The organism is Eikenella sp. Marseille-P7795 (assembly GCF_916618725.1).
GTDB lineage: Bacteria > Pseudomonadota > Gammaproteobacteria > Burkholderiales > Neisseriaceae > Eikenella > Eikenella longinqua.
In genome coordinates this window covers 1-13,330 of the sequence record NZ_CAKAJZ010000005.1, presented here as the reverse complement: position 1 = coordinate 13,330, position 13,330 = coordinate 1, and the positions used below count along the sequence as shown (strand labels likewise).

12 protein-coding genes are annotated in these 13,330 nt (G+C 60.7%); 3 read left to right on the top strand and 9 right to left on the bottom strand.

Going from position 1 to position 13,330, the window contains the following annotated elements; genetic code table 11:
• Positions 1–5 precede the first annotated feature (5 nt).
• From LG371_RS08270 to sdhC, 6 genes are all read right to left on the bottom strand, one after another.
• Complete coding sequence (locus LG371_RS08270) at positions 6–2,822, bottom strand: 2-oxoglutarate dehydrogenase E1 component (protein WP_225748241.1); 2,817 nt, start codon at positions 2,820–2,822, stop codon at positions 6–8.
• 654 nt (positions 2,823–3,476) lie between these two features.
• Positions 3,477–3,737: a succinate dehydrogenase assembly factor 2 gene (locus LG371_RS08265; RefSeq protein ID WP_067594194.1), complete on the bottom strand. Its 261-nt coding sequence runs from the start codon at positions 3,735–3,737 to the stop codon at positions 3,477–3,479.
• Positions 3,738–3,799: 62 nt separating this feature from the next.
• The gene (locus tag LG371_RS08260; protein WP_067594191.1) at positions 3,800–4,507 is read right to left on the bottom strand and encodes a succinate dehydrogenase iron-sulfur subunit; all 708 of its coding nucleotides are present in this window, start codon (positions 4,505–4,507) and stop codon (positions 3,800–3,802) included.
• A gap of 143 nt (positions 4,508–4,650) precedes the next feature.
• Positions 4,651–6,435, bottom strand: coding sequence for a succinate dehydrogenase flavoprotein subunit (sdhA, locus tag LG371_RS08255; RefSeq protein ID WP_067594187.1), 1,785 nt, complete (start codon positions 6,433–6,435; stop codon positions 4,651–4,653).
• 5 nt (positions 6,436–6,440) lie between these two features.
• Positions 6,441–6,782, bottom strand: coding sequence for a succinate dehydrogenase, hydrophobic membrane anchor protein (gene sdhD / locus LG371_RS08250; protein ID WP_067594185.1), 342 nt, complete (start codon positions 6,780–6,782; stop codon positions 6,441–6,443).
• The gene (gene sdhC, locus LG371_RS08245) at positions 6,776–7,153 is read right to left on the bottom strand and encodes a succinate dehydrogenase, cytochrome b556 subunit (protein WP_067594181.1); all 378 of its coding nucleotides are present in this window, start codon (positions 7,151–7,153) and stop codon (positions 6,776–6,778) included. The genes sdhD and sdhC overlap by 7 nt, the downstream gene beginning before the upstream one ends.
• A 517-nt stretch (positions 7,154–7,670) precedes the next feature.
• On the opposite strand from sdhC, the gene LG371_RS08240 reads away from it, so the two are divergent.
• Positions 7,671–8,666 carry a malate dehydrogenase gene (locus LG371_RS08240; protein ID WP_225748240.1) on the top strand — a complete coding sequence of 332 codons (996 nt, stop codon included), beginning with the start codon at positions 7,671–7,673 and terminating at the stop codon, positions 8,664–8,666.
• A gap of 310 nt (positions 8,667–8,976) precedes the next feature.
• Here the strand turns inward: LG371_RS08240 and LG371_RS08235 are convergent, their stop codons facing one another.
• On the bottom strand, positions 8,977–9,306 hold the full coding sequence (locus LG371_RS08235) for an FKBP-type peptidyl-prolyl cis-trans isomerase (RefSeq protein ID WP_225748314.1): 330 nt from the start codon (positions 9,304–9,306) through the stop codon (positions 8,977–8,979).
• Between the two features lie 189 nt (positions 9,307–9,495).
• On the opposite strand from LG371_RS08235, the gene LG371_RS08230 reads away from it, so the two are divergent.
• Together LG371_RS08230 and LG371_RS08225 are read left to right on the top strand one after the other, a co-directional pair.
• The gene (locus LG371_RS08230; RefSeq protein ID WP_067594171.1) at positions 9,496–10,356 is read left to right on the top strand and encodes a phosphoribosylaminoimidazolesuccinocarboxamide synthase; all 861 of its coding nucleotides are present in this window, start codon (positions 9,496–9,498) and stop codon (positions 10,354–10,356) included.
• Positions 10,357–10,434: 78 nt separating this feature from the next.
• On the top strand, positions 10,435–10,629 hold the full coding sequence (locus tag LG371_RS08225) for a cyanate hydratase (RefSeq protein ID WP_067594169.1): 195 nt from the start codon (positions 10,435–10,437) through the stop codon (positions 10,627–10,629).
• Positions 10,630–10,862: 233 nt separating this feature from the next.
• Here LG371_RS08225 and htpX read toward each other — a convergent pair whose 3' ends face one another.
• Together htpX and LG371_RS08215 are read right to left on the bottom strand one after the other, a co-directional pair.
• Positions 10,863–11,717 (bottom strand): protease HtpX, encoded by an 855-nt coding sequence (gene htpX, locus LG371_RS08220; protein WP_067594167.1) that lies wholly within the window; start codon positions 11,715–11,717, stop codon positions 10,863–10,865.
• Positions 11,718–11,897: 180 nt separating this feature from the next.
• The gene (locus LG371_RS08215; RefSeq protein WP_225748239.1) at positions 11,898–13,253 is read right to left on the bottom strand and encodes a M23 family metallopeptidase; all 1,356 of its coding nucleotides are present in this window, start codon (positions 13,251–13,253) and stop codon (positions 11,898–11,900) included.
• Positions 13,254–13,330: the final 77 nt, after the last annotated feature.

Here is a 13,330-nt window from a genome sequence, read left to right as displayed (position 1 = left end):
TGGGTTTAGAGCTTCATGGCCACTTCGAGCAGACCGTCGAGGCCGGCTTTGTGTTTCACCGCGTAGCCGACTGCCGGAGAGGCGCTGGCGGGGCGGCTGGTCATGGTGAGGCGCTGGTTGGCGCCGAGCACTTTTTCCAGGCGGTGGCGGATTTGGTACCAAGCGCCTTGGTTTTTCGGCTCTTCCTGCGCCCACATCACTTCGGCGGCGTTGGGGAAACGTGCCAGCTCGGCAGCCACTTCTTCGTAGGGGAAGGGGTAGAGCTGCTCGATGCGGACGATGGCGATGTCTTTTTCCAAGCCTTGGTCGGCGCGGGCTTTGGCCAAGTCGTAGTACACCTGGCCGGCACAGAGGATAACGCGTTTCACGTCGTTGTCGCGGCCCTGCACGGTGTCGCCGATTACCAGGCGGAATTCGCCGTCGGTGAAGTTGGCCAGCGGGCTGCTGGCGTCTTTGAAGCGCAGCAGGCGTTTGGACATGAAGATCACCAGCGGTTTGCGGTAGGGGCGCAGAATCTGGCGGCGCAGGGCATGGAACATCTGCGAGGCTTCAGACATCATCAGCACTTGGATGTTTTCTTCGGCACACAGTTGCAGCCAGCGCTCTACGCGGGCGGAAGAGTGTTCCGGGCCTTGGCCGTCGTAGCCGTGCGGCAGGATAACGGTGAGGCCGCACCAGCGTCCCCACTTGGTTTCGCCGGAGGTGATGAACTGGTCGATGGCGATTTGTGCGCCGTTGGCGAAGTCGCCGAACTGGGCTTCCCAAATCACCAAGTCTTCCGGAGCGGAGGAGGCGTAGCCGTATTCGTAGGCCATCACGGCTTCTTCGTTCAGGATGGAGTCGATTACATTGAAGTGGCCCTGTTTCTCGCTGATGTGCTGCAGGGGGATGTACACGCCGCCGGTGCGTTCGGCACGGTTTTGGTCGTGCAGCACGGCGTGGCGGTGCGAGAAGGTGCCGCGGCCGGAGTCTTCGCCGGAAATGCGGATGTCGTGGCCGGCTTCGAGCAGGCTGGCGTAGGCGATGGTTTCGGCCATACCCCAGTCAATCGGCAGCTCGCCGGCAGCCATGGCTTTGCGGTTTTCGATGATTTTGCTCACGGTGTTGTGCAGCTTCACATCGGCCGGAATGCTGGTAAACCTGGCGGCCAGGCGCTGGATTTCGGTGGCGGGCAGGGCGGTTTTCACCGGGGTGCGCCAGCTGATGGGCTGGTATTTGCTCCAATCCACGGCGTGTTCGCGTTTCTGCTCGGGCAGGATTTCCTGGATGCGGTCGCCTTTGTCCATGGCGGCGCGGTAGTCGCTGATCAGCTTGTCAGCTTCTTCCTGGGTTACCACGCCTTCTTTGATCAGCTGCTCGGCGTACACGGCGCGGGAGCCGGGATGTGCGGCCACCTGTTTGTACATCAGAGGCTGGGTGAGGGTGGGGTCGTCGCCTTCGTTGTGGCCGAGCTTGCGGTAGCAAACCAGGTCGATCACGATGTCTTTTTGGAAGGTAGTGCGGTAGTCCAACGCGATTTGGGCGGCGTGGCACACGGCTTCCGGATCGTCGCCGTTCACGTGCAGAATCGGCGCGCTCACCATCTTGGCGATGTCGGTGCAATACAGGGTAGAACGGGTATCGCGCGGATCGGAAGTGGTGAAGCCCACTTGGTTGTTGATCACAAAGTGGATGGTGCCGCCGGTGGTGTAGCCGCGGGTTTGCGACATATTGAAGGTGGATTGGTTCACACCGAGGCCGATGAAGGCGGAGTCGCCGTGGGTGAGGATGGGCAGCACTTGTTTGCGGCCTTCGGCACCGCGGTGGTCTTGGCGGGCGCGCACGGAGCCTTCAATCACGGGGTTGGTGATTTCCAAGTGTGAGGGGTTGTAGGCCAGGGAGAGGTGCACCGGGCCGTGCGGGGTGGGCACGTCGGAGCTGAAGCCCATGTGGTATTTCACGTCGCCGCTGGGGAATTTGGCGTCCACTTTGCCTTCGAATTCGTCGAAAATGGCCTGCGGGGCTTTGCCCAGGGTGTTCACCAACACGTTCAAGCGGCCGCGGTGCGCCATACCGATAACGATTTCCTGCACGCCTTTTTCAGTGGAGGCGCGGATGAGGTGGTTCAGCGCGGGCACGGTGCTTTCGCCGCCTTCGAGGGAGAAGCGTTTCTGGCCCACATAGCGGGTGTGCAGGTAGCGCTCCATGGTTTCGGCGGCGGTGATCTCTTTGAGGATGCGGCGTTTGGTTTCGGCATCAAACTGCGGACGGGCGCCGTTGGCTTCCAAGCGCGCTTGCAGCCATTCTTTTTCGCGGGTGTCGGGAATGTGGGTGTATTCCAGCGCGAGCGGGCCGCAGTAGATTTGTTTGAGATGGCGGATGATTTCGGCCAGGGGCAGCTTGGGGCTACCTGAAAGATCGGTGCCGACATGGAATGCGGTATTCATGTCGGCAGCGGTGAGGCCGTAGGTTTGCGGGTCAAGCTCGGGCAGCTGGGCGAGGTGGGTGCGGTCGAGCGGGTTGAGGTCGGCAGCACGGGCGCCCAGTTCGCGGTAGGCGGCAATCAGGCTCAACACGGCCACTTGTTTCTGCATGGCGGCAAAATCCACGCCGCCTGCGGCTGCGCCGCCGCGCTGGTGCGCGAGGTTGGCGAAGGCTTCCTGAATCGGGCGGTGCGCCACGTCTTTGGGGGTGTTGCCGGGCAGGGCGGCCACTTGGTCGAAATACTGCCGCCATTGGCTGTCCACGGAATCCGGGGAGGCGAGATAGGCTTCGTACAAATCTTCAATATACGGAACGTTGGTGCCGTATAGGTAGGACAAACTACTTTGTTCTTTCATCATGGCAAAGATCCTTAATCAAGTATGACGGTTTGAAGAGCAGCACGCTTGCTCGCAGGGTATCCCTGGTAGGGCAAATGAACCTTATCCTATGAAGCGAATGCCGATTCCGAATCGCCACACGGCTCTTGGCGCAACGGGGTATGGTGATTCGGAATCGGCATTTTCAGGTAGCCTGGTTTTTAGCTTCGCTGAAGCTTGCGCTTTCAGGTAGCCTGTGGCCGGAACGGTGTGGGCGGGAAAGGGAAGGATGGCGGGAAGCCGGTGGGAAGGAAAGAGACTTGGCAGATGATGAAACGGCCGGCACGGAAAACAGGAAAGCCGGCTACCTGAAAGTGATTGCATCATGATTACCAAGGTTCTTTGAACACCCAGCCTTTCGTAAGGTTAGCGGTTTACCGTAACGGCGGCGGACGGTTTTGCCTTTTGGGGCAATATTTTCTGTCGTCCGGGCAGTGGGGGCAATCATACGGCCCGATATGGGGTACGTCAATAAGGCGCAGTGTTTAGGCGGGCGGGTTGGACGTGGGGTTGCGAGCCGAGGGCGGCGGCGCGGGGGAGGGAGGGAATGGGTGTTGATTAAACAGGAAGATAGCCGGAAAGGCTACCTGAAAAACGGAAATGTTAAAGTTTGTTTGCTATCGAGTTGGCACGATTTTACACGGCGGCGCGGCCGGCGCGGATTTTATCCAGCAGGGCGGCTGCGGGGGCGGAGGATGCTTCGGTTTGGCCGTTGATTTGGGCAAACAATTCGGGGTCAGGCAGGGCGAGCAGCTCGCTGAATACGGCCAGCTCGGTATTGCTGAGGCGCTCGAAGTCTTCGGCCATGAAGCGTTGGAGCAGGATGTCGAGCTCGAGCAGCCCGCGGCGGGTTTGGAAGCGGATGCGCCGTTTGGCGGTGTCGTCGAATTGGGGCATGGCTGGGCTCCTGCGTGTTGGAAGCAGGCCGCTTTGGGGGCGGCCTGAATGTGCGGATAATGCTAAACGGCGCGTTTGAGCATGATTTCTTTGATTTTGCCGATGGCGCGGGTGGGGTTGAGGTGTTTGGGGCAGACGTCCACGCAGTTCATGATGGTGTGGCAGCGGAACAGGCGGTAGGGGTCGTTGAGGTTGTCCAAACGCTCGTTGGTGATGGTGTCGCGGGTGTCGGCGATGAAGCGGTAGGCGTTGAGGAGGCCGGAGGGGCCGACGAATTTGTCGGGGTTCCACCAGAAGGAGGGGCAGGCGGTGGAGCAGCAGGCGCAGAGGATGCATTCGTAGAGGCCGTCGAGCTCGGCGCGCTCGGCTTGGCTTTGAAGGCGTTCGTGCTGCGGGTCGGCGGGGGTGTCGTTGACCACATAGGGCTTGATGGAGTGGTATTGCTTGAAGAATTGGGTCATGTCGACGATGAGGTCGCGCACCACGGGCAGGCCGGGCAGGGGGCGCAATACGATGGGCTGCTTGAGGCTGCGGATGTCGGTGAGGCAGGCGAGGCCGTTTTTGCCGTTGATGTTGATGCCGTCGGAGCCGCAGATGCCTTCGCGGCAGGAGCGGCGGAAGGAGAGGCTGTCGTCTTGGGCTTTGAGCTTGATGAGGGCGTCGAGCAGCTTGACGTCGGAGGGCTCGATTTGGAGCTCGTAGTCTTGCATATAGGGTTTGGCGTCGGCGTCGGGGTTGTAGCGGTACACTTTGAGGCGGATGGTTTCCATGGCGGGTGTTCCTTTTGCTTCGGTGCGGCTGCGGCTTGGATTGGTGTTTTTATTTTTCAGGTAGCCTCTATTCGGGGAGAGGCTACCTGAAAAATATGGGAGTGGTTTTCGGCAAAGCTGAAACCGGCAGCCGTTGGTGCTTTTTAGTAAACGCGTTTGGCGGGTTTGATGTAGTCCACGGTGAGCGGCTGGGTGTGCACGGGTTTGTAGGCCAGGCTGTTGTTGGCGGAATAGAACAGGCTGTGCTTCATCCAGTTTTCGTCGTCGCGATCGGGGTGGTCGTCGGAGGCGTGGGCGCCGCGCGATTCTTTGCGGGCTTCGGCGGCAATCATGGTGGCTTTGGCCACTTCCATCAGATTGTCGAGCTCCAGCGCTTCGATGCGGGCGGTGTTCCACACTTGGCTCTTGTCGCCGATTTCGGTGCGTTTCACGCGCTCGGCCAGGGCGAGGACTTTGTCGACGCCTTCTTTGAGGATGGCGTCGGTGCGGAATACGCCGGCGTGGCGCTGCAGGGTGCGCTGCAATTCGCCGCGCAGGGCATCTACGTTTTCGCCGCCGGTTTGGCCGTTGAGGCGAGCCAGGCGTTGTTCGGTGAAGGCGCCGGCGTTTTCGGGCAGCGGCTTGATTTCAGGGTGCTGCCTGATGAACTCGATCATGCTGTCGCCGGCGGATTTGCCGAACACCACCAAATCGAGCAGGGAATTGGTGCCCAAGCGGTTGGCGCCGTGCACCGAGGCGCAGGCGCATTCGCCGGCGGCATACAGGCCGGGCACGGGGGCTTCGGGGTTGCCGTTTTGTGGCACCACCACTTCGCCCAGATAGTTGGTGGGAATGCCGCCCATCATGTAGTGCACGGTGGGCACCACAGGAATCGGGTCTTTAATCGGGTCGACACCGGCGAAATTGATGGAAATTTCGCGGATGCCGGGCAGCTTGGACATGATTTTTTCCGCGCCGATGTGGTCGATTTTCAGCAGCACGTGGTCTTTGTTTTTGCCGCAGCCGCGCCCTTCTAAGATTTCCAGCGACATGGCGCGGGAAACCACGTCGCGCGAGGCGAGGTCTTTCACTGTGGGGGCGTAGCGCTCCATGAAGCGTTCGCCGTCGGCATTGAGCAGGATGCCGCCTTCGCCGCGCACGCCTTCGGTGATCAGCACGCCGGCACCGGCCACGCCGGTGGGGTGGAACTGCCAAAATTCCATGTCTTCCAGCGGGATGCCGGCGCGGGCACAGATGCCCAAGCCGTCGCCGGTGTTCATGAAGGCGTTGGTGGAGGAGGCGTAGATGCGCCCGCCGCCGCCGGTGGCAAACAGGATGGCTTTGGCGTGGAAGATATACACGTCGCCGCTTTCCATTTCCATGGCGGTGATGCCCACGGCGTCGCCTTGCTCGTTACGGATGAGGTCGAGCGCGGTCCATTCCACGAAGAATTGGGTGTTGGCGCGCACGTTTTGCTGGTAGAGCGTGTGCAGCATGGCATGCCCGGTGCGGTCGGCCACGGCGCAGGCGCGCTCCACCGCAATGCGGGCGCTGTTCGGATCGTCGGGATCGCTCAGGCGGGTGTGGCCGCCGAAGGGGCGCTGGTAGATTTTGCCGCTTTCCACACGGTCGAACGGCATGCCCATGTGTTCCAGCTCAATCACGGCTTCGGGCGCGCGGCGGCACATAAATTCGATGGCGTCTTGGTCGCCGAGCCAGTCGGAACCTTTCACGGTGTCGTACATGTGCCAGTCCCAGCGGTCTTCCTGCACGTTGCCCAGCGAGGCGGAAATGCCGCCCTGCGCGGCCACGGTGTGCGAGCGGGTGGGGAACACTTTGGAGAGCACGGCGGTGTTGAGGCCGGCTTTGGAAAGTTGCAGCGCCGCGCGCAGGCCGGCACCGCCGCCGCCCACGATGACGGCATCGAATTTTCGGACAGGATAAGTCATCTCGTTCAACCCCAAATTACATTAACCGAATAAACCGTGCAGCCGGCGAGCCATACGATGGTGGCTACCTGAAGAAACAGGCGCAGGCCGAAAGGCTTGATGTAGTCCATCCACAAATCGCGGATGCCTACCCAAGCATGCAGAAACAGTGCGATAAGGCTCACTTGGGTAAACACTTTCACCCAAATCTGCCCGAAAAACGCCTGCCACGCGGCATAATCGCCCGGCAGCGCGAGCAGGAAGGCAACCAGCGCCAGAGTGTAAACCAGCATCACCACGGCGGTGGTGCGCTGCATGATCCAATCGCGCAGGCCGTAGTGCGCGCCGGTGAGTTTGCGGTCTACCATAGCCATACTCCCAAAACAGCGGTGCAAAGCAGAGCCAGCGCCATTACGGTTTTGGCCGTGGCGCGGGCGGTGTTGAGCTCCAGGCCTTTGTGCATATCCAAAAGCAGGAAGCGGATGCCGGCAAAGAAGTGGTGCAGATAGGCCCACAGCAGCCCGAGCAGGCCGAGTTTCACCAGCGGGTGCGCCACGAAGGCGCGGTAGCTTTCAAAGGCGTCGGCACGGTTCAGCGTGCCGGAGAAGAGCCACAGCAAAAGCGGCAGGCTGATAAACAGCAGCACGCCGCTGATGCGGTGCAGAATGGAAACAATCCCCGGAATCGGCAGCCGGATGCTGAGAATATCCAGGAATATCGGTCTGTTAGTCGTCCGCATGGCGAAACTTCCTCAGAGTTGGCAATATCCCAAAGCCGGCGCGAAACCGGCATCCATAGTCGAAGGGCTGCCTGCCGACGAGCGGTTTCAGGTAGCCTGACGCCGGCAACCGAAAAGCCGGCGGAATCGGCAACCGTGGCGCCATGTTTTGCCCTAGACGGCGCGCGGATTGCAGATGTGCGGATAATATAGCAGCTCTTGATTTAAATCAACTTAACATTGAACAATGCCGGCCGGAACTTGTGCGTTTGCCGCAACGGCTTGCCAGTTATGCCACACAGGCCGGCTTGCCCGATAGCCGGAGCCGCACCCCTTAATAAAAAATAACAAAAATCGCCTCAGCCGGGCGGCTTTGCGGTATCATTCGCCCCTTTAAACTTTTGTTATCCCAAACCGCCGCGCAGGCAACAGGCTACCTGAAAACGATGTTTGAGCGCAGCCCAAGCTGAGTTTCTGCGAAGCTAAAAATAGCACGGAGCCTTCAGCCCGCCCGCGCCGCTATCAAACATATCCCGCCATGATCACTTCCAGCACACAAAAAGCCCCCATCCGCGTGGCCGTTACCGGCGCCGCCGGCCAGATTGCCTATTCCCTGCTGTTCCGCATCGCCTCCGGCGACATGCTCGGCGCCGACCAGCCCGTGATTTTACAGCTGCTCGATTTGCCGCAGGCGCAGCAGGCCGTGCGCGGCGTGATTATGGAGCTGCACGACTGCGCCTTCCCGCTCTTGGCCGACGTGTTTGCCACCGACAACCCCGAAACTGCCTTCCAAGACGCGCAAATCGCCATCCTCGTCGGCGCCCGTCCGCGCAGCAAAGGCATGGAGCGCGCCGACCTTTTGCACGCCAACGCCAACATCTTCACCGCCCAAGGCGCCGCGCTGAACAAAGTGGCCAGCCGCGACGTGAAAGTGCTGGTGGTGGGCAACCCCGCCAACACCAACGCCTACATCGCCATGAAGTCCGCGCCCGACCTGCCCGCGCGCAACTTCACCGCCATGCTGCGCCTCGACCACAACCGCGCGCTCAACCAAATCGCCCTCAAAACCGGCCGCTCACTCAACGACATCGAGCAGCTTTGCGTGTGGGGCAACCACAGCCCCACCATGTATGCCGACTACCGCTTCGCCACAATAAACGGCCAAAGCGTGCCGCAGCTCATCAACGACGCGCAATGGTATGCTGAGCACTTTCTGCCCACCGTGGCCAAGCGCGGCGCGGCCATCATCGAAGCGCGCGGCCTTTCCTCCGCCGCTTCCGCCGCCAATGCCGCCATCGAGCATGTCCGCGACTGGGTGCTCGGTAGCAAGGGGCGCTGGGTTACCATGGGCGTGCCTTCCGACGGCGCTTACGGCATTCCCGAAGGACTGGTGTTCGGTCTGTCCGTGGTGTGCGAAAACGGCGAATACCGCGTGATCAAAGATTTGCCGATCGACGATTTCAGCCGCGAGCGCATCGGCATCACGCTCAAGGAGCTGGAAGACGAACGCGCGGCGGTGGCGCATTTGCTGTAACGCTTCGGCGGCGCAGAAAATTTGTCGCGCTGTATTTTTAGCTTCGCAGAAACTCAGCTTGGGCTGCGCTCAAACATCGTTTTCAGGTAGCCTTTTATGTGTAAGGGGCTACCTGAAAATCTATAGCGAATCAAATTGGCTTTCGATACAAGGCAGCGAGCCGCAGGTAGTACAGGAGTATGACAAGGCGAGCTAGCGCCGTAGCGAAAGTTAAGTTGGTTCGCTATATCGGCAAAGAAAAGGTAAAGGCTACCTGAAAACCTAGATAACGGTTTTCAGGTAGCCTTTTTGTTGTGCGGAAAGAAGCCGCTTAATCGTGCACTTTCAGCAATTCCACATCAAACACCAGCGTGGCGTTGGGCGGAATCACGCCGCCGGCGCCGCGTGTGCCGTAGCCCATTTCCGGCGGGATGGTGAGCTTGCGTTTGCCGCCTTCGCGCATGCCGCCGAAGCCTTCGTCCCAGCCGCGGATAACCTGGCCCACGCCCAAGATGATGGTGAGCGGCTGGCCGCGGTCGAGGCTGGAGTCGAACTTGCTGCCGTCGGAGAGGTAGCCGCTGTAGTGCACGGTGATGCGTTTGCCTTTTTCGGCGGCTTTGCCGCTGCCGGTTTCGATGTCTTCGATAATCAGATTGCTCATGGCTTTTCCTTGTAAGGTGGGGGAGGGCAGGCTACCTGAAAACTGCACACGCTCAGCCGGCCTGCCGATGCGGGCTGCATTCTCAAGCATAAAATGCACTTCGGCAACCTTTTTGCCTCCCCGCCATTCTTTCCGCGCGGCAATTGGACTAAAATATCGGTTTTCCCACCACCCACCCGCCAACCCATCATGACCACCATCCCGCTGAAAAAAATCTACTCCGGCAAAGTGCGCGATTTGTATGAAATCGACAGCCAAACCATGCTCATCGTCGCCTCCGACCGCCTCTCCGCCTTCGACGTAATCCTAAACGAACCCATTCCAGGCAAAGGCGAAATCCTCACCCAAATCTCCAATTTCTGGTTTGGCAAACTCGCCCATATCATGCCCAACCACTTCACCGGCCAAACCGTGTACGACGTGTTGCCGCACGACATCGCCGCCGCGCTGGAAAAACGCGCCGTGGTGGCCAAGCGGCTCGAACCGCTCAAAATCGAAGCCATCGTGCGCGGCTACCTTGCCGGCAGCGGCTGGAAAGAATACCGCCAAACCGGCGCCGTGTGCGGCATCAGGCTACCTGAAAACCTGCGCGAAGCCGAAAAACTGCCCGAAATCATCTTCACCCCCTCCACCAAAGCCGCCGTGGGCAACCACGACGAAAACATCAGCTTCGAGCAATGCGCCCAAATCATCGGCCGCGAGCTGGCCGAAGAAGTGCGCCGCAAAGCCATTGTCCTTTATCGCGAAGCCGCCGAACACGCCCGCAGCCGCGGCATCATCATCTGCGACACCAAATTCGAATTCGGCCTCGACCAAAACGGCACGCTCACCCTAATGGACGAAGTGCTCACCCCCGATTCCAGCCGCTTCTGGCCCGCCGACCAATACCAAGTGGGCAGCAACCCGCCCTCCTTCGACAAACAATTCATCCGCGACTGGCTCGAACAAAGCGGCTGGAACAAACAGCCCCCCGCCCCCGCCGTGCCCGCCGAAGTCATCGAAAAAACCTTGGCCAAATACCGCGAAGCCTTGGAGCTGCTGACCAAGTAGCCGAAATTTTCAGGTAGCCCCAAATAGCAGCTGAGGCTACCTGAAATTTATTCCACCGCCAAACCAAACGTTTACATCATGCCAGCAAGCAAACAAGCCGCCCTGCAAGCCGCCGCCAAAATCAAACAGGGCAAAACCGCCAAACTCAAAGAATGGCAGGCCGTATCCGAGCAGCGGCAGTTCGCCAACGAATTCACCGTGGCCGCCCGCCTCGGCGAGCCCGCGTTTACCGAAGAACAGGCCGAGATGGTGGCGGCGCTGTTTGGGAAATAGCGGATACGGCCGGCATGGTTTTCAGGTAGCCTCAGCTGCTATTTGGGGCTACCTGAAAACGTTCAGTCTGGCGGAAAATCATGTCCGCTCCGCACGGAAAATTATCTCCGATATGGGACGCTACTGTGCGGCGGGCATATTGCCGTGTGCCTGATACGCACAAGCGGTGTATAAAAAGGCTACCTGAAAATCTCCAAATGATTTTCAGGTAGCCTTTTATTGTTTGGGCGAAGCTAGTAGGGCAGCCGTTGCAGGCGGGCGATGCGGTCGTCGAGCGTGGGGTGGGTGCTGAACAGGGAGCGCAGGGTGTTGTCGTTGATGCCCATGGCGCTCATGTCTTGCGGCAGGCCGCCGGTGCTGCCTTTGAGCCGTTGCAGCGCGGCAATCATTTTCGGCGCGCCCACCAGCTTGGCGGCGCCGGCGTCGGCGCGGTATTCGCGCTGGCGGCTGAACCACATCACGATGATGCCGGCAATCCAGCCGAAGATTACCTGAAACACCATGCTCACCAGCAAATACACGCCCTGGCCGCCGCTGCTGTTTTGGTTTTGCCGCAGCGAAGAGGCCACCACGCCGGCAATCAGGCGCGAGAAAAACAGCACGAAGGTGTTCACCACGCCCTGAATCAGCGTGAGCGTAACCATATCGCCGTTGCCCACGTGCGCCATTTCGTGCGCCAGCACGGCTTCCACTTCGTCGCGGGTCATGCTGCGCAGCAGGCCGGTGCTCACGGCTACCAGGGAATTATTGCGGCTGGCGCCGGTGGCGAAGGCGTTGGGCTCGGGCGCTTCGTAAATGGCCACTTCGGGCGTTTGCAGGTTCCACTGCCGCGCCTGCGCCTGCACCACGTTGAGCAGCCAGTGTTCGGTTTCGTTGCGCGGCTCGCGGATAACGTGCGCGCCCACGGCGTGCTTGGCGGTGCTTTTCGACATGAGCAGCGAAATCAGCGAGCCGGCAAAACCGGCCACGGCAGAGAGGATGAGCAGGCCGGAGAGGTCTTGCGGGTTGGCGCCAAACAGCCCGAGCAGGAGGCGGACGGCCAGCAAGACGGCCATATTGGTAACGAGGAAAAGGAATATGCGCTTCACGATGATCCTGGTCGGGTGGTGGGTGGTTTGGCGGCTACCTGAAAAATGCTGCGGCTGTTTCAGGTAGCCTTTTGGTTTGCTGTTGCTATTCTAATCTAAATGCTTCCGGTGTGGTGTGTGTTTTTATTAAGCCGCTTGCAACCGTGCAGCCGGCTGCGGCGGCGAGCCCGGCTGCCGCTGTTAATCCAGCTGGGCAACGGTTTTGCCGATGCCGCGCAGTTGGGCGAGTTTTTGTTCTACGGCTTGCTGCTGGCGGCGGAATTCGGCCAGCTCGGCGGTGGTGAGGCGTTTGGCGGGCAGGGCGACGCCGGCGGGGTTCACCGGCACGCCGTTGAGGCGCACTTCGTAGTGCAGGTGCGGGCCGGTGCTGCGGCCGGTGCTGCCGATAAAGCCGATCACGTCGCCGGCGCGCACGCGCTGGCCGGGGGCGGCGTTGGCGGAGAAGGCGCTCATGTGGCCGTAGAGGGTTTGCATGCTGTCGCTGTGGCGGAGGATGACGGTGTTGCCGTAGCCGCCTTTGGGGCCGCGGAATTCGACCACGCCGTCAGAGGGAGCGTGGATGGGCGTGCCGGTGGGGGCGGCGTAGTCGATACCGGTGTGCATGCGCAGGTAGCCCAGCACGGGGTGGACGCGGATGCCGAAGGGGGAGCTGATGCGGCTGCCGGGCACGGGCTGGGTTTCGAAGCCTTTTTTCAGCGGCTGGCCGTGTTCGTCGTAGTAGCGGCCGTTGCCGTCTTCGCCGAAGTAGTAGGCGCGGTAGAGCTTGCCTTGATGGGTGATTTCCACGGCGAGGATGTCGCCCATGGAAATCTGCTGGCCGTGGAAGTAGTTGACGTTGTAGAAGATGCGCACGGTGTCGCCGGCGTCGAGCTTGTAGAGTTCGAGCCGGTTGCTGAAGAGCTCGCGCAGGGAATCGCGCACTTCGGCGGGGATTTCGGCGCGCGACATGGCGCCGGCGGTGGTGCCGCTGGAGCGGATGATGACGGATTTGAGCGTGGGGATGACGGTGGTTTTCACGTCGTCCATTTTGGCCTGCCATTGCTGGTTGGCATACACCAAATCCACGAGCTGGGTTTCGCCGTTGTCGTCGTCGTTGAAAAACTGCACCTGCACGGGCTGGTGTTGGGCGTCGCGGCGGATGCTGACGATTTGGTCGGGCTGCAGATGCGGCTGCTTGCCTTCGGGGGCGGCGGCTTGGGCGATGCTTTGCAGCTGGGCGGGGGTGAGGCTGAAGCGCTGGAGCACGTCGCGCAGGGAGTCGCCGGGCTGGACGACTTCGTCGCTCCAGTAGCCGGTGGCGGCGGGGCTGCCTTTGGCCTGCACGGCGGGTAGCGTTTCGGTAACGGGCGCGCTTTGCATAGGTTCGTCGGTTTTCGCACTGCCGGCGATGGCGGCAAGCAGCACGAAAACGCCGAGCAGGGCGGCTGCGGCATAAGCGGCCAGGCGGATGCGGCGCGGCAGGCGGAGGAATCGGACAAATAAGGCGGGCATGTGTTGCAAAAACGGGCGGCGCGGGGCGCCGGCGGGGCTTATCAAAGATGCGCTATTTTAATGGATAGGCTGCGGGGGCTGCCTGCCGTTTTGCGGTTTTTTACTTGCACTCGGGCGGGGGT